At 56.8% G+C, this 21036-nt stretch carries 24 protein-coding genes and 1 tRNA gene; 10 read left to right on the forward strand and 15 right to left on the reverse strand.

The features are described from left to right. The first annotated feature begins 18 nt into the window (after window positions 1-18). Window positions 19-1206 (forward strand): CBS domain-containing protein, encoded by a 1188-nt coding sequence (locus tag O2S87_RS00070; RefSeq protein WP_475406750.1) that lies wholly within the window; start codon window positions 19-21, stop codon window positions 1204-1206. Window positions 1207-1257: 51 nt separating this feature from the next. On the opposite strand, the gene O2S87_RS00075 is transcribed toward O2S87_RS00070, so the two are convergent. Next, window positions 1258-1431 (reverse strand): hypothetical protein, encoded by a 174-nt coding sequence (locus tag O2S87_RS00075; RefSeq protein WP_475406751.1) that lies wholly within the window; start codon window positions 1429-1431, stop codon window positions 1258-1260. 43 nt (window positions 1432-1474) lie between these two features. Continuing rightward, window positions 1475-2143 carry a hypothetical protein gene (locus tag O2S87_RS00080; RefSeq protein ID WP_475406752.1) on the reverse strand — a complete coding sequence of 223 codons (669 nt, stop codon included), beginning with the start codon at window positions 2141-2143 and terminating at the stop codon, window positions 1475-1477. A gap of 232 nt (window positions 2144-2375) precedes the next feature. Between O2S87_RS00080 and O2S87_RS00085 the strand changes: the two genes are divergently transcribed. Both O2S87_RS00085 and O2S87_RS00090 read left to right on the forward strand, forming a co-directional pair. Next, window positions 2376-3032 (forward strand): trimeric intracellular cation channel family protein, encoded by a 657-nt coding sequence (locus O2S87_RS00085; protein ID WP_475406753.1) that lies wholly within the window; start codon window positions 2376-2378, stop codon window positions 3030-3032. A 439-nt stretch (window positions 3033-3471) separates the two neighbouring features. Continuing rightward, window positions 3472-4620 carry a type I restriction enzyme HsdR N-terminal domain-containing protein gene (locus tag O2S87_RS00090; RefSeq protein ID WP_475406754.1) on the forward strand — a complete coding sequence of 383 codons (1149 nt, stop codon included), beginning with the start codon at window positions 3472-3474 and terminating at the stop codon, window positions 4618-4620. Window positions 4621-4763: 143 nt separating this feature from the next. On the opposite strand, the gene O2S87_RS00095 is transcribed toward O2S87_RS00090, so the two are convergent. The 5 genes from O2S87_RS00095 to O2S87_RS00115 form a co-directional block, all read right to left on the reverse strand. Continuing rightward, window positions 4764-5969, reverse strand: a complete 1206-nt coding sequence (locus tag O2S87_RS00095) for an IS4 family transposase (RefSeq protein WP_475406755.1) — start codon at window positions 5967-5969, stop codon at window positions 4764-4766. A gap of 1006 nt (window positions 5970-6975) precedes the next feature. Further along, window positions 6976-7128 carry a hypothetical protein gene (locus tag O2S87_RS00100; RefSeq protein ID WP_475406756.1) on the reverse strand — a complete coding sequence of 51 codons (153 nt, stop codon included), beginning with the start codon at window positions 7126-7128 and terminating at the stop codon, window positions 6976-6978. Between the two features lie 67 nt (window positions 7129-7195). Next, on the reverse strand, window positions 7196-8239 hold the full coding sequence (locus tag O2S87_RS00105) for a tyrosine-type recombinase/integrase (protein ID WP_475406757.1): 1044 nt from the start codon (window positions 8237-8239) through the stop codon (window positions 7196-7198). A 220-nt stretch (window positions 8240-8459) separates the two neighbouring features. After that, window positions 8460-9569 (reverse strand): tyrosine-type recombinase/integrase, encoded by a 1110-nt coding sequence (locus tag O2S87_RS00110; RefSeq protein WP_475406758.1) that lies wholly within the window; start codon window positions 9567-9569, stop codon window positions 8460-8462. A gap of 55 nt (window positions 9570-9624) precedes the next feature. After that, window positions 9625-9697, reverse strand: a tRNA-His gene (locus tag O2S87_RS00115). A gap of 145 nt (window positions 9698-9842) precedes the next feature. On the opposite strand from O2S87_RS00115, the gene O2S87_RS00120 reads away from it, so the two are divergent. Then, window positions 9843-10301, forward strand: coding sequence for a DUF5814 domain-containing protein (locus O2S87_RS00120; RefSeq protein ID WP_475406759.1), 459 nt, complete (start codon window positions 9843-9845; stop codon window positions 10299-10301). Between the two features lie 6 nt (window positions 10302-10307). On the opposite strand, the gene O2S87_RS00125 is transcribed toward O2S87_RS00120, so the two are convergent. The 3 genes from O2S87_RS00125 to O2S87_RS00135 form a co-directional block, all read right to left on the reverse strand. After that, window positions 10308-10721, reverse strand: a complete 414-nt coding sequence (locus O2S87_RS00125) for a DUF8146 domain-containing protein (protein WP_475406760.1) — start codon at window positions 10719-10721, stop codon at window positions 10308-10310. A 167-nt stretch (window positions 10722-10888) separates the two neighbouring features. Continuing rightward, window positions 10889-12139, reverse strand: coding sequence for an RNA-guided endonuclease InsQ/TnpB family protein (locus tag O2S87_RS00130; RefSeq protein ID WP_475406761.1), 1251 nt, complete (start codon window positions 12137-12139; stop codon window positions 10889-10891). A gap of 199 nt (window positions 12140-12338) precedes the next feature. After that, window positions 12339-13019: an IS6 family transposase gene (locus O2S87_RS00135; RefSeq protein WP_475406762.1), complete on the reverse strand. Its 681-nt coding sequence runs from the start codon at window positions 13017-13019 to the stop codon at window positions 12339-12341. 108 nt (window positions 13020-13127) lie between these two features. Here O2S87_RS00135 and O2S87_RS00140 point away from each other — a divergent pair, with 108 nt between their 5' ends. Continuing rightward, a complete protein-coding gene (locus O2S87_RS00140) occupies window positions 13128-13460 on the forward strand; it encodes a DUF4234 domain-containing protein (RefSeq protein WP_475406763.1) in 333 nt (110 codons plus the stop codon). 69 nt (window positions 13461-13529) lie between these two features. Here O2S87_RS00140 and O2S87_RS00145 read toward each other — a convergent pair whose 3' ends face one another. Continuing rightward, complete coding sequence (locus O2S87_RS00145; RefSeq protein WP_475406764.1) at window positions 13530-14150, reverse strand: RPA family protein; 621 nt, start codon at window positions 14148-14150, stop codon at window positions 13530-13532. Continuing rightward, complete coding sequence (locus O2S87_RS00150) at window positions 14147-15079, reverse strand: replication factor A (protein ID WP_475406765.1); 933 nt, start codon at window positions 15077-15079, stop codon at window positions 14147-14149. Before O2S87_RS00150 ends, O2S87_RS00145 begins: the two co-directional genes overlap by 4 nt. 235 nt (window positions 15080-15314) lie before the next feature. On the opposite strand from O2S87_RS00150, the gene O2S87_RS00155 reads away from it, so the two are divergent. Beyond that, window positions 15315-15617, forward strand: coding sequence for a DUF7091 family protein (locus O2S87_RS00155; protein WP_475406766.1), 303 nt, complete (start codon window positions 15315-15317; stop codon window positions 15615-15617). Between the two features lie 7 nt (window positions 15618-15624). Here the strand turns inward: O2S87_RS00155 and O2S87_RS00160 are convergent, their stop codons facing one another. Together O2S87_RS00160 and O2S87_RS00165 are read right to left on the reverse strand one after the other, a co-directional pair. Beyond that, a complete protein-coding gene (locus O2S87_RS00160; protein ID WP_475406767.1) occupies window positions 15625-16131 on the reverse strand; it encodes a Tfx family DNA-binding protein in 507 nt (168 codons plus the stop codon). A 77-nt stretch (window positions 16132-16208) separates the two neighbouring features. Then, window positions 16209-16694: a TRAM domain-containing protein gene (locus O2S87_RS00165; RefSeq protein WP_475406768.1), complete on the reverse strand. Its 486-nt coding sequence runs from the start codon at window positions 16692-16694 to the stop codon at window positions 16209-16211. A gap of 91 nt (window positions 16695-16785) precedes the next feature. On the opposite strand from O2S87_RS00165, the gene O2S87_RS00170 reads away from it, so the two are divergent. Next, complete coding sequence (locus O2S87_RS00170; RefSeq protein ID WP_475406769.1) at window positions 16786-17463, forward strand: hypothetical protein; 678 nt, start codon at window positions 16786-16788, stop codon at window positions 17461-17463. Between the two features lie 56 nt (window positions 17464-17519). Then, entirely contained in the window at window positions 17520-17879 is a 360-nt protein-coding gene (locus O2S87_RS00175; protein WP_475406770.1) for a response regulator, read from the forward strand. Between the two features lie 60 nt (window positions 17880-17939). On the opposite strand, the gene O2S87_RS00180 is transcribed toward O2S87_RS00175, so the two are convergent. After that, window positions 17940-18287, reverse strand: a complete 348-nt coding sequence (locus O2S87_RS00180; RefSeq protein WP_475406771.1) for a metal-binding protein — start codon at window positions 18285-18287, stop codon at window positions 17940-17942. Window positions 18288-18390: 103 nt separating this feature from the next. Here O2S87_RS00180 and O2S87_RS00185 point away from each other — a divergent pair, with 103 nt between their 5' ends. Next, the gene (locus O2S87_RS00185; RefSeq protein ID WP_475406772.1) at window positions 18391-19521 is read left to right on the forward strand and encodes a tRNA (guanine(26)-N(2))-dimethyltransferase; all 1131 of its coding nucleotides are present in this window, start codon (window positions 18391-18393) and stop codon (window positions 19519-19521) included. A 121-nt stretch (window positions 19522-19642) separates the two neighbouring features. After that, on the forward strand, window positions 19643-21004 hold the full coding sequence (locus tag O2S87_RS00190) for a YihY/virulence factor BrkB family protein (protein WP_475406773.1): 1362 nt from the start codon (window positions 19643-19645) through the stop codon (window positions 21002-21004). Window positions 21005-21036 lie beyond the last annotated feature (32 nt).

Below are 21036 nucleotides of genomic sequence, written 5' to 3' on the forward strand. Positions count from 1 at the left end.
CGCCGACTACTCTCGCGTATGCGTGGCATTCGTCTCGGGAGCGCCTTCGGCATTCCCATCCAACTCAACTGGACGTTCCTGTTTATCTTGCCGATTTTCGCGTGGATTATCGGCTCGGACATCGTCACACTGACCGACCTCGTCAACGACGTGCTCGGCAGTTCGATCGCTCCCGAACCGTTGACGGCGGGCTCGCTACCGTGGCTGCTCGGCTTTGCAGCCGCGGGCGGCCTGTTTTTCGGCGTGCTGCTCCACGAGTTCGGCCACTCGCTGGTGGCGATGCGCTACGGGCTCGAAATCGAGTCGATCACGCTGTGGCTGCTCGGCGGGGTCGCGAGTTTTAAAGAGATTCCCGAAGACTGGCTCAAGGAGTTCAATATCGCCATCGCGGGCCCCGCGGTCAGTGTGCTCGTCGGAGCCATCTCGTACATCGCCTTTTTGCTGACACCGGCGAGTCTCGGACCGCTGCAGTTCGTCCTCGGCTATCTCGCGCTGATGAACGTCGCGCTGGCGGTGTTCAATATGCTTCCGGGCTTTCCGATGGACGGCGGTCGAGTGCTTCGGGCCCTGCTCGCGCGTACGCGTCCACACGCCCAGGCAACCCAGCTCGCCGCCGAAGTAGGCAAGATATTCGCGTTCATGCTCGGGATCTTGGGACTGTTCGCATTCAGCCCGCTGTTTATCATTTTGGCGTTTTTCATCTATATTGCGGCCTCCGGCGAGGCCCAGCAGTCGACGGTCAAAGCCGCCTTCCAGGGGGTTCGGGTTCGCGACATCATGACGCCGGGCGACGAACTCCACGTCGTCGAGCAAGACGCGACGGTTACCCACCTCCTCAGTCGAATGTTCTCCGAACGCCATACGGGGTATCCGGTCGTCGACGCCCGTGGCGATCTCGTTGGGATGGTGACACTCGACGACGCCCGGACGATCAAAGAGATCGAACGCGACGCCTACCGGGTCGAAGACGTGATGGAACGCGAGGTGACCGCTATCGGCCCGCACGTGGATGCGATCACAGCGCTCCGAACAATGCAGGAACACGGCGTCGGTCGACTCCCAGTGGTCGACGACCAAGACACCCTCACCGGGATTATCTCCCGAACAGATCTGATGACCGCGTTCAATATCATCCAGAGCCGCGGCGACAACAGTTCGATTATCAAACCGGGCGGGTCGACGTCGAATCTGCCGCCGGTTCGGTAAGCTCTCGACAGGGCATCGAAATTGCACACAGACAGTCGATAGCCCGTGGTGTCAGGCGGTTCGGTGTTCGAAACCTTCCATCACGACAGCGTAGCCATCGGTACCGAGGTCACGCACTGTATAGGTGGTTGGATACTGACCGTCCTTCGGGTAGCTCTCGGGTTGTGGGATATCCTGTTTTTCGACGCCCGAGAGGTGGTTTTGGAAGTAATCCAGCGTGATCATCGGTTCAACAAAGGAGTTCTCGTAGTCGCCATCACCGTCGACGTCAGCTGCCCCCCCAAATCAGCGTCTCTTTCCACTCTTGGCCGTCGAACTCCGGGCCGTCGGAGGGCGCGAGATGTGCACCCATCGCTGGAATGATCGCACCACCTTCGATTAATCGGTAGCCCTCCGGTACGTTCTCATCGGGTAACTCCTCGACGACGCCACCTTCGATCTCACCGACCGTTTGTGGGTCGTAAAAGTGGAAGTGAAGGTCGAAATGCGGACGGTCGTACACGTCTTCCGGGGTGTGACCCTGTGGATTCCACCCGCAACCAGCATACTGGATCGGTTCCGGCGTGTTCTCAGGGAAGTCGAGACTGAACGGTTGTGACCAAAAGCCGTGAACTTTCTGTCCCTCTGCATCCCCGTTCTCGAACGCTTCAGCATACGGCAGGTCTTCAAACGCCCCCTCCGTAAAGTGAATACCGGCGTGTTTGGGCTTGCCAGACGGCGTTACCGACGAGAAAGTCGAGACCGTCCCGTTGCCTAGCTCGATAGAATCGCCCCACTCGGTGATCCCTTCCGGAGGAAAACCACCGTCTGAACCAGTGTGTTGCTTCGAGCCGCCTTTGTTTCCAGGCTTTGCTGCTGTGGCACCACTCAGAACAACGCTTCCGACAGCAACACTACCAGTACGCTTCAGAAAGGTTCGTCTAGTGTCATCAAACATGCGCTCGATTAATTAGATTTTCTACACTTGAATCTGTCTTTTGAAGACAATATCCGTTGGTTATTGGGACAGATGTTCGACATGTCTGTGTTTCATCGCAAGGCTTGTATCACAAACCGGGTATTTGGGTTCGAATACGGCGATGGTAGAATACTCTCGATTCGTCGACGTTGTTGACGACGGCCGTCGCAAGACGCGCCACTCAAGAGAGTCGCCGTCAAACCCGAGCGTAGTGAGCCAGGAGTTCATCGCAGTACTGTTCGGCGATCCATTCGTCATTATGAACACGATCGGGTTGGTCGCATTCGCCTTTGTGGGGTCATCGAAGGCCATCCGAGAGGAGTTCGATCTGTTGGGGATCATAATCGTCGGGCTGGCAATGGCGTTTGCTGGCGGCGCAACGCGCGATCTTCTCGTTACGCGGGTGCCGTTAGCGCTGGAGTCTCCAATCGAAATCAGTCTGGGATTCGTTGGTGTTGGCCTCGCAATCGCACTGAGCGCGGTGCTATCGTCTCCGGAAACACACCCAGTCACACTTGTCTCGGATGCGATCGGACTGGCGGCGTTTACCACAACGGGTGCGATTGTCGCCACTGAGGCCGGTATTTCCGTATTCGGCATCGTTGTCATCGGAATGATCAACGCCGCAGGCGGCGGTGCCTTTGCGGATATTCTACTCGATAGACCGCCGTTCATTCTCTTCAGGGATTTCTATGCGAGTTGTGCGGTCCTCGGTGCGAGTGCGTACTGGGTCGTCGGGACTGTCGGAGTGACTGGAAACACGGCTGCGGCCGTCTGTGCAATCGCAACTGTTACGACTCGGCTCGTTGCGGTCACGTACAACTGGAACCTGCCGACAGTGCAGAATTTAGGACTCCTGCGTGAGTAATTCGATTACAAGCTGTAAGTGAATCTGTGTTCGCACTTTTTGTGAGAAGCAGAAAACACCCAACGTAATCGACGGTAGGTCCAGGTGCGAGAATCGAACCGGAGCCAGACGGTCGACCTCACTTCGTTCGGTCGCTGCGACTGGCAGGGTTCGATCTCTTACAGATGGACTTTCGTCTCCTCACGTTGTTCGGAGACAGAAAGGTCCAGGTGCGAGAATCGAACCCGCGTCTCAGCCTCCACAAGCGCCGTCGGACGCAAATGCGATCCTCCGGCGCTGTTGTAGTCGGACGAGCCTAACCCGGTTCTCAGGTAACACTCACGGGGTCGTACTATATAAACAACCGGCTCACAGCCGCGAGGGTTTACTGAGGTTCAAATGGTTTGATCAGTCGTATCGAGTACCTTGATATGATCCTATTGAGAACATATTCGTATTCATGGATGAGGAAGCGGTGAAAGAGTACGTCAATCAAGCCCAATCCACCATTGAGTCGGCCCCACAAATGCAGGAAGCCACGACGAAAGCGGCAGTGCTACGAGATTTTCTTGATCTACTCAATTGGGAGATACCCGCAGATACGCAGTTGGAATACTCTGTAAAAGCATTCAATCGAACCTACAAAGTTGACTACGCGCTGATTCTGGAAGGAACGCCAGTTGCCTTTCTCGAAGCAAAGGGCGTCGATACATCACTGACACAGAAACACCGCAAGCAGTTGAGGGCCTATCTCAAGAACGAAGATGTGAATTGGGGTATCCTCACTAACGCAAAGGAATACGAATTTTATCGGCGCGAGGTCGTTGACTCAAAGGTTCAAGTAAACAATCTAACTTCTGCACAGCTCACGGATCTCCCTGCAAACATGACTATTCTGAGAGCCTTCACCAAAGACGCGATCCAGTCAGGAGAGTCAGAGAAGATTGCAAACCAGATTCGTGAACTGAAGAATTCTCTGAGGACTTTGGACAGCGAGAAGGGGGAGATCGCGGATCAGATTACAAGTCTTCTCACTGACCGTATCTCAGAGACAATCAAACCGCACGCAGAGTCTCAAGCCAAAGAGATGATCGACAGGCTGAGCCAAGACATAGAAAACGAGATTGATGGCGATAGCGATCTCCCAGTAGATCCAGAACCGGTTGATCCGATTGAACCATCGGGAGATAATAAGCCGACTTCTGATGGCGAGTACTGTATCGAATTTGTAAGCGGCGGGAACGCGTTTGTTACATTCAGCTCGAAAATGCAGGTTGAGGCATTCGTTGACGCGGTTGAATATCTGGTTGAGAGCCACGACCTCATTGAGAAACTGGAACCGCTCCCATACATTCCGGGGAGAACGCGGCCCATTATACACGACAAGAAACGGTACGAGGGGACTGAGATACTCCAACCGTGGGAACTGTCAGACGACTATTTCATTGAAACAAATACGAGTTCTACACAGAAACAGCGGGACCTCAGACGCTTAGCAGAGCGATACGATTTTAACGTGGAATTCAGTGGTGGCTGGTTGTCGCGTTTCGAGTTGATAAAGCCACCGAGGAAACGACTTGATCCAGAAGAGGTTGAGTGCGCTAACTGAGCGAGAATATCTCGATCAGACAAGGTTGTAACCGATCCGGAGCAGTGAATGAGGCGGTTTCCAGTATCAGTACAGCGTATTTCGACTTCTCTAGCCAAAGCCGTCGCTGTCGGCGACGGCTGACCCAGTTGGGTGAGACGAACTCAGCCGAACGTATCCAGCGATTTGTTCCAGTGCGTCCGGACTTTCTGAATGGTTCGCGGCACGCCACCCTTCACCGGGTGGCGTTGCCGCAGCCAGTAGATCAGAACCAGCCCAATCAACGCAGCGAACAACTCGAACAAGACGCCGTTTAGCGATTTTGAGTGGAAGTTCTCGATGTTCAGATACTGTTTCAGCTCCCGAAACAGAATCTCAATCACTGTCCGGAGCGTGTAGATGCTGATCACGTCAATAGGATCGTACGCTGACGACGCCAGCGTCGTCAGGTACTCGATCTCTTCTTCATCTGGTGTTTCCAAGACGATCCGACGAAACTCTTCACCAGTCTCGGCGAGTTCGATTCGGTCATCACGGATCTGCCTTGTTTCACTCTCGTTGGTGACTTCGACGTTCTGGACGCGCTCCAGAACGTCGAGCCGAGCATCTGACTGCAGCAGTGTGACGAAGTCATCGTCGCTATGTTTGATTTCACAAAACCGGAGATAACGCGTGTATCCACGGTCAAAGACCCAGATGATCGAGTCGAGGTCTGCGAAGACCTCGACATCGTCCTTGAGGTGATCGAACTGCGGACTTTCGTGAGTATCGCCTTCTGTGACTGTTGCACCGAGCGGGTGCTTGTGTTCACCATCCACGCGTGCAGCACAGTGAAGCTCAAGTCCGCCATCGTCTGTGTCAATTTTGTAGGTCTGCTCGTCGTCTCCGACGAACTCGTCTGAGACGACGACTGAGCGTGTAAGTTCGAGGTTTGTTGCATCGACAGCAACAACGCCGCGGGTAAGCCACTCAAGCCTTTTTCGTTGGACGGCTCGTTGATGATACAGCTGTGGCGTGTGGAGTAACGCGAAGAGGAAGCGAACGACCGCGCGGTAGTCGCGGTCGTTCGTGTACCGAGAGAACGTTGAGGCAGCCATTGCCTCGAGTTGGTCGTTTGTCTCGGTCTTGTCCGCAAGTTCAGCGAGAGAACTTGATGGATCAAGTCCCTCGCGGACTGCGATTTTGATGTGGTTGTCGAAGTCGTGAGTTGAACTGTGTTTACCGATTTCGAACTGGTCGGCAATGGATTCGCTGTCGACTGCGTCGAGCAGCGAGTACAACTCACTCGAAACGGAGTGGGTAGAATTGAAATTTCCTGGATTCGTTTCTCTTGGTGACGGCCCTAATCTTTGATCACTAATCACAGACATCAGGCCGTCACTACCGGCTTACGCCGGTTTTAAATACTCGAAACGTAACAGGTGTGAGCAGTCCCGGAGCTGTAGACGAGTACCGAGTGGTGAGTGAGACTGTAGCACTGGTTCGTTGATTGTCGATACACCAGAGTGGGTTATTACACCACTCGATTTTGGACTGTCGATATACTACGTTGGTCACCTCGAAAATTTCCAAGATTTTGGCAACGCAAAGGCCGAAATATGATTCTTAAACAACAGGCCCGATGGAGAATTATCCTCAGTAATAACTGGGACGCATATTGGCAGAAAACAGTAGAGAACGCGCGTGAGAATTACCCGTATCCAGACAGGTTTGGATGTTCTAACGGATTCACAAAAGGAGGTCTGAAACACATATTCTACCCAAAATCACGATCAAATCGTCTAATTACCGTGGCGCATACTGTCCTCAAATCCGAGAAGTCGTATTTAAACCCCTAAGAGGGTATATTAAAGGGCGTATATTCATACGGTTGAGGGAGCGGCGTCACAGGCTTAATTAGGATATTAGAGGGAACAATTGAGGTAGCTCAATACAGCGGGAACGCCCCGACTCTGCTGGGGTCAGGGGATATGCCGAACTGGGGAGTCGGTGTTCCCGCTGGGTTGGGCCTTGGATGAGACAGGCGGTTCCCGCTGTATCGGGGTCTGGATAGAACAGGCAGTTCCCGCTGAACTGGGCACTGGTATTTGGCATTCCCAGTAGGAGCTGTAAGGGATTCTACTGACAGACTCAACGATCTCCGATCTCATCTACTGATTCATTTCCGGAAAATGGCCGTTCTCGGTAACCAGCCGAGTGAGCCGACGACCGGCGACTGGATGGGCCAACCAGATCGAACCCAAATGAAGCCTACCACGGGTCATTGCCCGCAATATCCTATAGGGGGCCGAAAGAATATAACAGTTTCTCGAAAGGTCTGGAAGGGGCCTTCTACGTTTCAGTCCCGAACCGGGAAGTGCCCTTCTGGGTTGGCCACTACAGGCTAACGCCGATGAGGTACAGGTCGATATCGTTGCAGAAGTCCTGCATCAGCTCCTCTTCGTGCTTTCCAAGCTCACCGCTCTTGATAGCGGAAACCACGGCCTCTTGGACGAGTACAGCCTGCATCGGAGACGGCTTGAGTGCCATACCTTCCTAACGAGCGGACAGAATATCAACCTATCGGATATATTATAGAAGGCCCCTTCTGGGATTTTCAGACGAGGTCTCGGAACTCTTCTCTTCGGTCTAAGGCGTCTTGTTCGGTTCGGGCGTCATAGTGTTTTGTTAGAACTTCTACGGACACATCTACTCGTTCCGAGAGTACTTCTTTGGGCCAACCTCGGTTGAGGTGATCAGTGATTGAGCCACGCCTGATCGGGTGCAATGAGAAGTTGTCTGGGCACGAGAAGGCCTTTTTCTTACTTCGAGCAGATTCGCAAGACTCGATCTCACGTCCATCGGGGCAAAATCCAGCATAGACACAGGGACGAGAGATGGCGACAGTATCCTTATACAGCACTTGTCGGGAAACGCGGCGCGATGGGGTCGTAAACAACGGTCGGCGTCCGTAGTCGTCTTCAACGCGGTCTCGGCGGCCTTCGATATAATCTGTAAGAAGTTCTCGGAGGTCTTCCGAAATCATGATTGTTCGTTCGCTCTTGTCCCGATTTTTCAGCGGCGTTCCCTCATTGATCCGATTCCGAAAAGAGACCGTAGGTTTCCCGTTCGTAGGGTTCCTCCTCAGATCATCTATGTCGATAGACACAGCTCCAGAGACCCGACAGCCCGTTTCCCACATGAACCGGAACGCTGTGTGTGTCCGGGTGGCATATTCGTAGGTAGACAGTGTTTGAAGTATCTGTTCGGCCTGTTCACGGCGAACGGTTTTGCTACTGACTTCTTCACGTTCGGTTGTTTCGGGCACTCGTACTCGGTCAGTGATTCCCGGCTCAATAAGGCCGGAGTTCTCGCACCATTTGAAGAACACCCGAGCGTGCTTGACCGTGTTTTTCGCCGTTATCTGCTTGATGTTCTCGGCTTCCCGTTTCTGTACCCACAACTCAATGAGGTAGCTGTTGACTTCGCCGATCACCTCGATGCCGTTGTTCTCACAATATTCGACAAAATGCTTTGTCGGGAACTTGTAGGCTCTGTGTGAGGACTCCTTGACGTTTCCACGCTTGGCGTTCAAAAACTGGCGGCGTGCGGCTCTCGGTGTGAGTTCCTTACTCGGGTCTCTGTTTGGTTTTGATCTCATGGATTTCCTTATTCAGTAAGGCCGCTGGGTAGCCCTCTGGGTGCGACCGAAAATATCAGTCGGGTTCACGACGGCCCAACGAGCCATCTGAGAAGATAGCAAGATATGGACGGAAGACGAGTGAGAACCGTCTGGTTCGAAACGGTAACCCACGCGATAGCCTCTACAGGCCTTATCGGGGATTACAAGCATCCCTCGGAGGAGATTTCCTATTCCATCGTTATCCCATCCGGTTCAACGCATCTCGTCGATCTTCAACCGGAGCCTGATCGTATCGCATAGTCGTCTGTGGACTTCTGTGGCGGAGCTGAGCCTGTGCCGCCCCTAAGTCTTCTTCTCGGGCCATATAGGTCGCCGTCGAATGGCGGATTGAATAAAACGTGCGACCCTCTGAAGGAATCCTTGCAGTCTCACAGACTTGACGAAACAAGGGGTTCAAAGAGTAATGCTTGTACGGATTCCCGGAACGATTGAGCCACAACGAATCAGAATCCAGATACTTATCGTACTGTTCTCTCTCGGCCAGCCATCTTCCGAGTGCGTTCGCAGTGCGATCCGTCAGTGAGACAGTCCAGTTATCCGTATTTTTCGACGAATCCTCTTTCGGAATGCGTAGGAGAGCGTTGTTAACGTCAACCCACCCTACTTTGGCCCGTTGGACCTCTATAGGCCGTAATCCTGCATCGAGTGCTGTCCAAAACAAGCTCGGGATCTTCCACGAATTGGCCCGTTTGAACTCATCCGGGCCTATGTCTCGTTTCGGTTTCTCAAACCGCTGTGCAAGGTGTATCTTCCATCGGTCGCGTTGTTCGGGGGTTAGGTTGTCGTAACTCGGAACGCTCCCAAACTCAAGCACAGCCTCTCTGACGGCACTTCGTTCCTCCCGTGTGAGGTAGTCTTTAGGGTTGGTATTCCCCGTGTTCGTACTGAAGCTAATCTCTGGTTCCCATTCTTCGCCGTCAAGGGCATATGCCCGCCACCGGAACAACATCTTGACCGCCTTCAAATGGCTTGCTTTGTTCTCCTGTGAGGTTTCTCCGTAGGCAAGCTCCCTCATGTAGGCGTCGGCGTGATCGTGGGTGATCTCGGTCGTATAGCGTCCTTCCAGCTCTTTCCAGACGTACCGATAGAATTTGTCGAGCCGGTATGCCCGCCCGTTCGCAGTATCGTAGGCGTATCCCTCTCCGTGTTCGGGGTCTTTCCCGATGTTTACCATCCAACCGATGAGGCGTTCTCGGTGTTCTCGATAGTCCGTCAACTGCCGTTCTGACAGGTAATTTTCGGCTGGTTTTGTGACCAGTCGGATACCCGCCTTTTGAACTTGAGTCATATGGTTCTCCTGTTGATGAGAACCGGGAAAAACGCCACACGGCGTAGCCGTGTAGGTCCAGGTGCGAGAATCGAACCCGCGTCTCAGCCTCCACAAGGCTGAAGGATAGTCCACTACCCCAACCCGGACACGCACTCATGGCTACTCTACTCGTAAAGAAATACGTTACGACTCGGGGTTCTCCGCGGGGAGGTCTGCCACGGCCCGCGTCGACACCCTGCCAGGGATCGAGCGCGACGTTTTTCACGCCCGACGACCTCCAACGAGGTAGCTGTGGCCATCACGGACAAGATCTACGTCAAAAACCACCGACAGCTCGCCTCCCAACTGGAGACGAGCTTCCCGAAAAGCGCCTTCGCCGGAGCGACACTCGACCTGCTGTTCACCGGCAACAGCCTTGCGAACCTCGATTCGACCACCCAGGACCGCGTGCTGGATTTCGCCGAGGACTTCCTCGATTGCGACTGCAAGGCCCACCCCTACTGCGGCTGTGCCGAACGCAAGTTCATTTCCTACCTCCTCGAACTCCGCGCCCAGGGCTTCGGTCCCGACGACATCGTCCACGTGATGGGCGACGATTACATGCTCTATGCCTACTCGGGCGACATTCTCTCGTTTCTCGATCAGTCGATCCGAACGCTCGAAGCCGCCGAAGCACTCGCGAAAACCGAAGTCGACAGCAGTCGAAGCCAGGAACTCGCCGACGCGAAACGCCAACTAACGAACGGGTAAAAAGGGTTATCCGATCTGGAACGACGGCTCGTCGGCGTCGGCGTCCAGATCTTCGAGGAAGATCACATCCTCGTTGTCCTCGTCGTCGACCTGCTCGCGGAGGTGCGTGACGTACTGTTTGTGCTCCTCTAGCTGCTCGCGGAGGTGATCGGCTTCGAGTTCCAGTCGCTCGTGTTCACGGATAAAGCTCTTCGGTACCTCAACGGTCGGCGGGAACTGTTCGCTGTCGGCCGCCGCATCGGTGCCGCGTCGTTCGTGTTCCGGGACGACTTCAACGCGGCCGTCGTGGTCGACCAGCATGTCGACGTAGTCGCGAAACACGGCCGAGAGCGAAATGTCGCGCTGTTCGGCGATCTCTCGCAGCGTCTCGAAGGCGTCCTCGTTGACCCGAAACGAGATTGTCTTGTTTTTATTTCCCATCTGTACGGATCTCTCTGTGCACAAAAGGACGCTGGGGTTACTTAATCATTCGTCAGACGGCTATCGAAACAGACCCGTTGACAGTTGAGCTATCCGTTTCAGTATGTGACATCCTCCTCGTCGTAAACGACGGGGCTTCCCGTACCGCAGTTGGGATATTTGCTGGTTTACGATACGGCCTGTTCTCTCGTCTGAAACGTCCCGCTTTCGCGGTCGAACATGTGTACCGATGGCTGTGCCACACAGCCGTTACTCCTATCCTCGCCGTGAGGACTCGGAGTTATCTTCTGTCTCATGTTTTCGGCTCCGTTACAATCGGCGTTGCCGACCAATCCACAGGATGAACAGACATACAAGCCACGCTCAACACGGTTACTGTCGGTCGTATCCCCACAGTTACAACAGGTCTTTGAGGTGTTCCACTCGTTTTCTTTCAGTACCTCAACGCCACGTTCCTCACCCTTGTAGGCGAGATACTGGTAGATCCGGTCGAACGCCCATGTATGCAACTTCTTGTTACCGGTCTTTCCCCAATCAGAGTCCCGCACATCTTCGGGCCAGCTCACCGCGAGCGTCCCGACACCACGCTCAACACACTCGTCGATGATCGCTTGCGAGAAAGTGTGGTAGAAGTGCGTCTCCCGTTCTGAGAGCTTCTGACGTGCCCATTCTGACCGCTCTGAGGGGCCGTTCTCGCCTTCCGTGGTGTACTCTGCCCGCTTGAAGTAGTGTTTGTCTTGTTTCAGTGAGTTACCGGGATACAGCACGTATTCGTCGGGGAACGCCACTGTTGCGATATTTTTGATACCGAGGTCGATACCAGCCACACCGTCACCTGCTGAATCGGATGTCTCGATGTCGACCTTACACACAAAGTGGATTTCCCACTGTTCACCGTTCCAAACAGCCCGCACCTGTTGGACTCTCTCGACCTTATAGAGATCAACGTCCGGGCGTGTCTGGTACTCACAGAGAATGAAGTCCGACCAATTTTCTTTCAGGTTTGCACCTTTTGAGAGCCGGACACGGTTGTTTTCAGGGTCGTGTTTGAACCCATCTTCTTTGAACGTGATCGTGGATCGTGGGCGGCTATCACCGTGTTTACGGTAGCCGGGTGGGTTTGCCCGATCATCCGTTTGTCGCACGTCGAACCATGACTGGAAGGCACCAGACAGTTCTTCAATAACTGCCTGACTTGATTGGGAGTTTAGATCCTTCCAGCAGGGTCGGGTTTTCATATAGGCTTTGAGTGTACCTTCGTTGGGAATCTCGCCGGTCGCCTCCCACACCCGATCTACGGTCCACCGTGCAACGTTCCAGAGTTTCGAGGCGGAATCGCCGAGCGAATCAAAGCCATCACAAACCTGTTGCTGGTTCTGAATGGAAGCAACGTAGGTCCGAGTGGCCTGAATCGCCATACATAGGCTATGTAGGTATTCCAACTTAATGGTGTTGGAGAGCGTTGAATATCCAGAGAGAATGTCGTCGGTGGATTGTATGACTTATGTCGGCTTCACGCCCGGCGTAAACGCCGGGATTCTCGCCTTGAGGATAGATAGATATTGAGAACAGAAATGTTAATACATTTTATTGGTATGTACTGTTTTGAGGCACTGTCTAGTTAGCAACCTCCTCTGCTGGCGGTCGATCACCTAGCGTTTGATGCGGTCGCTGGCGGTTATAATAATGTACAAACTGTGAACACCAACTGCGGACGCTCGACCGACTGCCCACCCACGAATTATGAAAGCGGTCGATCCGCATTTTGAGCGTCTGAAACCACTTTTCGATCAGGTTTCGGTCTGTATAATCACGCCGACCGCTGAGTCCTAATCGAGCAAGGGCAGTCTGATAGCCGAAGCCATCGACGAGAAACACGGCCTCGGAGAGGTCGTGTTTCTCGGAGAGTCCATGGAGAAACGCAGCAGCTGGATCCGTGCCGTGGGATCCGAACAGATCGACACCCAAAACCAACTTAGTGTCGAGGTCTATTGCAGCATACAACCAAGACCACTCACCATTGATTTTGACAGCGGTCTCGTCTACAGCGACCCGCTTCGGCTGCGCCTCAGGCGGGTCGGGCACGCTGTCAGCTACTCGATGTACCCACTGAAAGATCGCCTGATGAGAGCGTTGAACGCCGAACAATCGAAGAATCTCTTGTGTCTCTCTAAGCGAACAGCCGGTCGCGTGGAGCCGGACGGCGAACGCCCTGACGGGCGTCGCCGTCCGCTCTCGCTCCCAACATTCAAGATTTGCCGTGTCTAACGACTGTCTGAGCAGTTCTGGGGATAGCATCAACAACTCAAACCACGAACTGCTCGCTTCTCAAATTGGCTTAACTAGACAGTACCTGTTTTGAAGTAATTTCAAAGTTTTATATTGTTAGCAAAAATGACAGTAGCCATGTCGCAACCCGCTAGCGTCACGAACTCGTCAGCATTCGAAGCAAAGTCCCTCGGAATCCAGGTCGGGTTATCGATCGTCACGCTTGGCCTGTACTCACTGTACTGGGGGTACTCTGCTGCCAAACAACTGGACGAAGGCACGAATCGGAGTCTGACACCGATTTTGGCAGTTATTCCACTGGTGAACATCATGTCGTTCTGGCAGATATCCGATGCTGCAGAGGCCATCACCGAACAGAGTAAAACCGTAATATTCCTGCTGTTCCTGTTTGTCCCGCCAGTTTCGTGGTTCTGGGTCCAGTCCGGGATGAACGACACGGCCACACACTGAACGAACAACTCCATTTTCGAAAAATAAGTGCGTCGACAGTAGCCGCGAGATGTAGACAGTTGGATCTGCCTACTGACTACTGTCGACCGGCTGTTCGGCCTGCTGGCCGGACCTGTCGTCTTCGAGACTGTCCAACGCCTCGGTAATCGTCTCGACGTACGATGAGAGGTCCTCGCCGTACTGCTCGCGGGCCATACGGGCGTACTCGTTGGTCTCATCGTCGAAGCTGTCGATCCGTTCGAGCGTCCGCTCGGCGGTTTCGGCGACCCAGCGGTCGCGCGTGGCAGCGTCGACCGGCGTGATCGACTCTGGGCGCACCGAGACCGTGATGTTGCCGTCGTCGGTCTCGTACGTTCGGGGTTTGCCGACGACCGCGACGTAGGCCGGTGGCTCCAACTCCCGCAGGGTGCTGGCGGCCTCGGGCTGGTACTGACCCGCGTAGACGAAAAACGTCCCCGTCGGGTCGACGATCCGGCCCTGCCAGTACTCGTTGTCGGTGCCGACGTCGTCGGTCTCGGTCAGCGTACCGACGAAGAAGATGCGGTTGGCCTGCTCGCCGGTCGGCAGCAGGGCGTACACCGGCGCGCGGTCGTCGTCGGACTCCTTGAACGTGTAGCTCGCGTCGTTGAACTCCTCGGCGAAAACGCGCTGGGCGACCTCGCGGGTCGGAACCGACTGATCGGAGCTCATGCGACCGACCCCGCGTTGGAACGCAGTTCATCGATCGACGTTGGCCCGTCCAACTGCTCGAATTCGTTCGCCAGCACGTACCGGCCGAGCGTCGGACCTGTTACGCGGTAGTAGCGTCCCAGAATGTCGACGCGGATGCCGTCGGCGACGACCGAGGTGTCAAGGGCGTCCATCGCCTGCTGTTTGGCTTCTTCGAGTTCGATACCGGTGAGCTCCTCGGTGGCCTCACGGTTGAAGATCACGTCGTGGACCTCTCGGCCGTCGTCGAGAACGGCCTTGATCCGGAGATCGAACTCGCCTTCGACCTCGCCGTGTTCCGAACAGCGGCCGTTCTGGAGCACGCGCGTACAGCCGTCTTCGGGACAGCGCTTGATCAGGCCACTGCCCGACTGTACGTCGACCAGTGCGCCTTCGACGGTCGTCGAGTTGTCGCCGACCTCGATCTCTTCGTCGAGTTCGGTGATCGTCGTCGTTCGGTTGAGCTTGACCGAGTAGTCGCCCTGGTACTCGTCGGTAACGACGTTGGCAAGTTTGTAGCTTGTTCCTTCCTCCAACTCGTCGAGTTCGGAGGTCGTAAACGAGACGAACTTGATGCGGCCCGATTCGTCGCCGACGAGCCCGACTTGAGCAATCGATTCACTGCGGGGCTCCCACAGATCGACGACCTTCACGGTAATGTCGACCCACTGTTCGTCTTCGTCGATCTCGTCGACTAAGACGGCATCAGCGCCGCCGCGGCCGAGCTCGTCGCGGTCGAGGCCTGCCTCGTCGAGATAGCTATTGGTGACGCTTCGCCGCGCTTCGTCGACGGGGACCTTGTACTCGGTCACCAGTCGCTGGAGGCGTTCTTCTACGTCGTCTGTACTCACGTCGATATGGTCCGAGAACTGTTCTGCAATCTCGGCTGCGTGTGTCCGCAACTCTGTCATAGTATCACTGTCTCCACCTTGTATTCATTGGGAGACATACGACGGTTCGAGCTTCATGGTATAAAAGCTACCGGGGGCAACAGCCGAGCAGAAAACCGCATGACTGCGGCGGGATCGACTGGAGAGGAGATCCGAATATTTCAGTCGAATTACTGCCGAGGCCACGGGCAGAAATCCGGTCGGCGTGCACTGCAGCCAGCAACGGAGCTATACTATCGGCGGTCGACAACGAGGTATGGACGAGCGTCTCGAACGGTTCGTACGCGATCGGCTCCGGATTCTCGGCAAGGAGTACGAGCGTACACGGCAGGCCTACGCCGAGGGGAAAGGCGACACCAGCGCCAGCGCCTCCGAGGCAGTTGCGGAGCTACCGGTCGACGATGCCGGCCGCGCCCAGCTCGTCTGTCGGCGCTACGCCGAAAAGCGAGCCGTCGACCTCGATTCCGAGGCGAGACCGGCCTGTTTTGATTCCGATCACACTGACTGCCAAGGGTGCGTTGAGGACATTCGCGACGGTCTGATCGAAACCTGGGAGTAGCCACCGCCTACTCGCCGGAGCGACGGACCCGAACCTCGCCGGAGTCAGTAACCCCAAGCAGGAGTCGTTCGTGAACCGCGCGGCCGTCGATCGCGCTACTGGCAGCATCAGTAATGAGCGTCATTAGCTCGGGGGCAGTATACGGGACTTTCACCGCGGCTGCGTCGCAGGCGTCGTACACTTGCGTGGGGACATCGAACAGATCGGTCCCGGCCGGGATCTCGATACGCACAGGGGCGGAAATCGCCTCGGCGAACGCGACCGTTTCACGGGCGCTGGCGATGTTTTCGCGCGCGCTAGACTCGATGTTGGAGACGTTTGCCCGTGAGGTACCGAGCCGGTCGGCGATATCTCGCTGTCGCATCCCTCGCTCGCGGAGCGCGAGCACCTCGGCTTGGCGGCGTGTCAGCACGTTCGTCGACGCGTCGAAGCCCGCTCGCTCAAGGAGTGTGTCGACATCGAGTTCCGCGGTGTCGGCTGTCTCGGTCTGCGACCGGTCGGTTTCGTCTGGCATGGCTCTGGGTTCGCAAGCGGCCGGGAAAAAGCTACAGTTCCGACTGTCCACCGGTCGGCCGTACTACAGCGACCGTCTCAGCGGCCCCAGAAGTTCTCACGGCTGCCGAGCTGCTCGCGGTCAGGTCCGCGCCGACCCGTTCGGTCGCGGCCGTCGCTATCGTCGTCGCCGTCGGTAGCGTCGACGCTCTCATCGTCGGTTTCGGCTTCGTCCTCATCCTCGTCTTCAAGCGGCAGGCGTTCGACGATCTCGCTCGCACGGGCGTGGTTCGACAGCACGCGGTCGATGCGGACCACAGCCCGAGCCTCGGGAAGCAGACCATCGATAAAGACGATAAAGCCGTCGTCGGTCCGACCAACGCCAGCGCCGCTTTCGTGCATATCGGTGACGTCGACGACGACCTCTTCGCCGACTTTGATCGGCTGTTGTTTCAGCTCTCTGATCGGCATCTCGTAGTGGTTACACCACTCGGCACCGCCACGATCACCGTAATGCTGACAGCCCATTCCTTTAATCCGCTCGGAGAAACTGGGGCAGTCATCCGCCAGTGGACAGTTCGCCATATCAATCCGTAATCAGGGGGCCGTCTAAACGCTTCCGCTGGCTATTCTGCGGATCGAGTGACTCTTTGACTGGTCGGTCCAATACTGACGCATGAACCGCTACGCACCTGAGTTGGCGCTTGTAACGGGTGTTTTGCTCGGCACCGTCTTCGGCGGCTTCGTGCTGTTTTCGCTCGGTGAGTTCTACTCTGCGGCCGTCGTCTGTGCGCTGTTTGCCTACCCGTTCGCAGCGTACGCGATCCACGTCGACGACGAGCCGTCGACGGTGTTACCGCCGCGCGCGGTCACCGTCACGGCCGGGCTCGTGGCAATCGGCGTCGTCGTCGACGTTCTCAGGCTGTTCGGCCCAACCCTCCAGTCGCTGTTGTTCGGCATACTGCTGGGTCTCGGTGTGTTTCTACCGGTCGCTGTCTACGCCGTCAGCGACGGCACACCGCCACGGTGGTTCGGTCCGCGGCGAGCCGAAACCAGCTGTGGACTACTCGCGGGCTTACTGCTCGCTGGCGGTATCTACGCGGGAGCAGCCGTCGAAGGCACCGTCAGTGCGGTACTGGTGTTCGTCGCCGGAACGGTGTTCGCGGCCCGCTCGACCGGCGTGAGCCGTCGACGCCGTCGTCTCGTCCCGGTTGGTGGGCTGGTCGGTGCGGCCGGACTGGTCGCAGCGGGTCTCGTTGCGGGTGGCTCGCTCGATCCGTGGGTGGTTGCAGCGCTCGGGAGCGCGTTCGGACCACTGTTGTATGTCGTGATCTCGACGGCCGCCGGTCGGTAGGTCGGCGCCTCACCGCCAGGAGTAAGCTCTATATAAATACTCCACACAGTGATTGTATGGCATTTCGGACGCTCGTCGTAGACGACTCATCATTTCAACGAACGATAATTTCTGACAGTCTCGATGATCGTTTCGACGTGGTTGGGACCGCCGAAAACGGAGCACAAGCCGTCTCGAAGTTCGAATCACTCGACCCGGCGGTGATCACACTCGATATCGTGATGCCGGAGATGGACGGTATCGAAGCCCTCACGGAGATAAAAAGCCGATCCCCGGAGACGATCGTCGTCATGTGTACAAGCGTCGAACAGGAACAGAAGATGCGGGAGGCTGCCAAGGCCGGCGCTGACGGGTACGTCACCAAACCGATCTCATCGAATAAACTGCTCGCCGAGCTCGACTCAATACTCGAGTAGCTATTTCCTACCGACGTCGAAAACGACAGTAGTCCTCGATTAATCGTTGTTTATATACCGTCACATGAACTCTCGGACGTCCGAGTACCACATATCGTGGTCGTCGACGACGCCGACGCGCTCGGCGATGTCGACTGCCAGCGCGTGCCAGCACTGCTGAGTCGGATCGTCGGGGTCGAGGTTGTACTGGCTGTCCTTGCAGGAACAGCCGCCGTCTTCGACAACGTACTCCTCGTCGTAGCCAACGACGACTGTGAAATCGCGGTACCGCTTGACCCGGCGTTCGGAGACCGCGTCGATTGCCCGTACGCCGCGGTCACCGTGAATCGAGAGGATGGCAGTGGCGATCTCCGGCCGTAGCTCGCCAGCCGCCGCGAGCGCCGCACGCCAGTCGTCGATCCGGTTCACAACTGGCCCTACTCACACCGCCATCAAAACAGGTTCGGTGCGACCTTCCAGTCTCACTGAGGGGGTTCGCATCCTTTTTTGGCTCGCTTCGCCGAGCGGATGTATGCAACTCTCCGAAGGCGGCCTCGATATCGAGGTCGACCAGCCGCGCGACGGCACCCGCGAGGGCAGCGGCGACGGCGTCTTTTTCAATCCGACGATGGAGCTCAACCGGGATATCACGGTGGCCGTGCTCCGTGCCTACCGCGAGCGCGAACCCCGCGTTGACACCTACCTCGACGCGATGGCCGCCTCCGGGATTCGGGGTGTTCGGGCGGCAAGCGAGGGGTATTCGGTGACCTGCTGTGATCTCGACAGCGAAGCGGCTGAACTCGCCGGCGAAAACCTCGCTCGCAATGGGCTTGCGGGTTCCGTCGAACACCGGAACGTCAACGCCCTGCTTCACGAGTCGATGTTCGACGTGGTCGACCTCGATCCCTTCGGCACGCCGATTCCGTTCGCTGACGCGGCGTTCGCCACCACGCGAAACCTCGTGTGTGTGACCGCGACCGACACCGCGCCGCTCTGCGGGGCGCACCTCCAGAGCGGCATCAGAAAGTACAGTGCGGTGCCACAGAACACCGACTACCACCCCGAGATGGGCCTGCGGACGCTGCTTTCGGCACTGATCCGAACCGCCGCGCGTTACGACGTGGCCGCCACGCCAATCTGTTCGCACGTCTCGCGGCACTACGCCCGGACCTACCTCGAACTCGACCACCGAGCGACCGCTGCGGACCGCCTGCTCGAATCGCTTGGGTACATTCATCACTGCGAAGAATGTCTCTCTCGGGAGTACGAATTCGGTTTCTATCCGACATCCGTTCCCGAAACGTGTCCAGTCTGTGGGAGTAACCGGACCCTAACCGCAGGGCCGCTTTGGCTCGGGCCGGTCGCCGACGGCGAGTTCACGAGGTCGGTCGTCGACCAGCTCTCGGCCGAGATGGGAACTGCCAGCCGTGCCGAACGTCTGCTGTCGACGGTCGCGACGGAGCTCGATACGCCGACGCACTACGACCAACACCGGCTCTGCAAACAGTGGGGTGTGCCAGCAAACTCGATGAACGACTTTCTCAGCGATCTGCGGGCGGCTGGCTTCGCGGCCTCACAGGCCCACTACAGCGGCACCGCATTCAAAACCGAGGCCACAGTCGCCGAGATCCGGGAGGCTGCTGCCCCTGAGCCAGATACCTGACACGTAGCCGCAAACTACTAGTTTATATTTAATAAATACTGGTGGTAGCTACCAGCTACTGCCACGAAGTGTGTCTAAAATACCCTCGATACTATTGGGGCGCTTGCGGAACTAGCGGACAATGACCTCCGGAACCGGCTCGGGGCTGGCCACAGCGAAGGCAGTGGTCCAGACGGCTCGCGAGCAACAGATCACGTTTTTGGCAGCCAGCGTCGCCTACTACGCGTTCGTGTCGCTACTGCCTGCGTTGCTGTTGGTGTTAGTGGTGGCCTCGACGATTGCAGGAGACGCGTTCGCCGAGCAGATCGTCGGACTCACCCAGGAGTTTCTGACACCCGCTGGCGAGGACGCGATCGAGGGAGCGCTCGCGGACGCGCCCGGCCGTGGTGGAGCGACCGTCGTCGGGGTCGGAGTGCTCGTCTGGAGTACACTCAAGGTGTTCCGTGCGCTCGATACCGCGTTTCTCGCGATCTACGGAGAGACCGAGACGTCGAGTTTCGTCGGCCAGGTCACCGACGCGCTCGTCGTGATCGTTGGTATCAGCGTCGGCGTCGGTGCAATGATCGCGGCCGGAACCGTGTTGGCGGCACTGCCGCTGGGACCGGCGGGTCAACTTGTGAGTTTTCTGGCGCTGCCAGCCGTGCTGACAGTGGCGTTTCTGCCCATGTATCGCCAGTTTCCGAACCCACCGATTCCGATCAGACAGGCGGTTCCCGGGGCCGTCTTTGCGGGTATCGGGTGGATGCTTCTGCAGGCGGGTTTTCAGATCTATGCTGCCGGTGCGGGCCAGTACGAGGCCTATGGTGTAATCGGCGGGATCTTGCTGCTGGTCACGTGGCTGTATTTCGCTGCGGTTATCCTCATTCTCGGTGCAGTGCTCAACGCCGTCCGTGCCGGAACAACCGCTGGCGGCCCGCCGTTTAGCCCTCGGACCGATGGAGGCAGCGAACCGTCCGAACGGACGTCAACCGACCGGCAGTTACAACACGAAGGCGGCCGAGCATCTGGACATATGTCGTCTGAGGGAAGCGAGGAGGCGTCGACCGAAACCGACGCCGGAGCGCCGACGAGTGTCGCCAGTAACCGAGAGCGCGTCGAACCACGCGGAGCTCCCGATATCGGCGAGATCGACGACCGTATCGACCAGCTTCGCGCCGAGTTCGACGCCTTCGAATCCGACGTCCGCGAGCGCACGGTCGACAAACCCACAGTCGAATCCGAACTCAAGCGATACGTTCGCTCGAAGATGCGACGCGGTCATGCCCGCGGCTGGGGGCCGTATCTCGTCCTGTTGTACGGGACTGCGATGACCCTTGGCGCGTTTTATTATCTCCAGAGCGACTGGGTCGCCATTCTGGCAATGCTCATTATCTTTCTGTCGACGCTGGGGCTGTACGTCGTGTTCGTGGTCGTCGGCGTCGGTTTGAACTTGCTAGGTGTTCCGGGCAAGGCGATCGACATGGCTCGCGATCGACGGAACTGAGTGTCAACCCGTTCGAACCGAAACCGAAAGCT

It is taken from the genome of Halohasta sp. A2 (genome assembly GCF_056175805.1).

Bases quoted from the DNA above. Each gene is read 5' to 3' on its own strand.
- O2S87_RS00070 (WP_475406750.1), top strand. From the start codon at position 19: ATGCGTGGCATTCGTCTCGGGAGCGCCTTCGGCATTCCCATCCAACTC.
- O2S87_RS00075 (WP_475406751.1), bottom strand. From the start codon at position 1,431: ATGATCACGCTGGATTACTTCCAAAACCACCTCTCGGGCGTCGAAAAA.
- O2S87_RS00080 (WP_475406752.1), bottom strand. From the start codon at position 2,143: ATGTTTGATGACACTAGACGAACCTTTCTGAAGCGTACTGGTAGTGTT.
- O2S87_RS00090 (WP_475406754.1), top strand. From the start codon at position 3,472: ATGGATGAGGAAGCGGTGAAAGAGTACGTCAATCAAGCCCAATCCACC.
- O2S87_RS00095 (WP_475406755.1), bottom strand. From the start codon at position 5,969: ATGTCTGTGATTAGTGATCAAAGATTAGGGCCGTCACCAAGAGAAACG.
- O2S87_RS00100 (WP_475406756.1), bottom strand. From the start codon at position 7,128: ATGGCACTCAAGCCGTCTCCGATGCAGGCTGTACTCGTCCAAGAGGCC.
- O2S87_RS00105 (WP_475406757.1), bottom strand. From the start codon at position 8,239: ATGAGATCAAAACCAAACAGAGACCCGAGTAAGGAACTCACACCGAGA.
- O2S87_RS00110 (WP_475406758.1), bottom strand. From the start codon at position 9,569: ATGACTCAAGTTCAAAAGGCGGGTATCCGACTGGTCACAAAACCAGCC.
- O2S87_RS00125 (WP_475406760.1), bottom strand. From the start codon at position 10,721: ATGGGAAATAAAAACAAGACAATCTCGTTTCGGGTCAACGAGGACGCC.
- O2S87_RS00130 (WP_475406761.1), bottom strand. From the start codon at position 12,139: ATGGCGATTCAGGCCACTCGGACCTACGTTGCTTCCATTCAGAACCAG.
- O2S87_RS00135 (WP_475406762.1), bottom strand. From the start codon at position 13,019: ATGCTATCCCCAGAACTGCTCAGACAGTCGTTAGACACGGCAAATCTT.
- O2S87_RS00140 (WP_475406763.1), top strand. From the start codon at position 13,128: ATGTCGCAACCCGCTAGCGTCACGAACTCGTCAGCATTCGAAGCAAAG.
- O2S87_RS00145 (WP_475406764.1), bottom strand. From the start codon at position 14,150: ATGAGCTCCGATCAGTCGGTTCCGACCCGCGAGGTCGCCCAGCGCGTT.
- O2S87_RS00150 (WP_475406765.1), bottom strand. From the start codon at position 15,079: ATGACAGAGTTGCGGACACACGCAGCCGAGATTGCAGAACAGTTCTCG.
- O2S87_RS00155 (WP_475406766.1), top strand. From the start codon at position 15,315: ATGGACGAGCGTCTCGAACGGTTCGTACGCGATCGGCTCCGGATTCTC.
- O2S87_RS00160 (WP_475406767.1), bottom strand. From the start codon at position 16,131: ATGCCAGACGAAACCGACCGGTCGCAGACCGAGACAGCCGACACCGCG.
- O2S87_RS00165 (WP_475406768.1), bottom strand. From the start codon at position 16,694: ATGGCGAACTGTCCACTGGCGGATGACTGCCCCAGTTTCTCCGAGCGG.
- O2S87_RS00170 (WP_475406769.1), top strand. From the start codon at position 16,786: ATGAACCGCTACGCACCTGAGTTGGCGCTTGTAACGGGTGTTTTGCTC.
- O2S87_RS00175 (WP_475406770.1), top strand. From the start codon at position 17,520: ATGGCATTTCGGACGCTCGTCGTAGACGACTCATCATTTCAACGAACG.
- O2S87_RS00185 (WP_475406772.1), top strand. From the start codon at position 18,391: ATGCAACTCTCCGAAGGCGGCCTCGATATCGAGGTCGACCAGCCGCGC.
- O2S87_RS00190 (WP_475406773.1), top strand. From the start codon at position 19,643: ATGACCTCCGGAACCGGCTCGGGGCTGGCCACAGCGAAGGCAGTGGTC.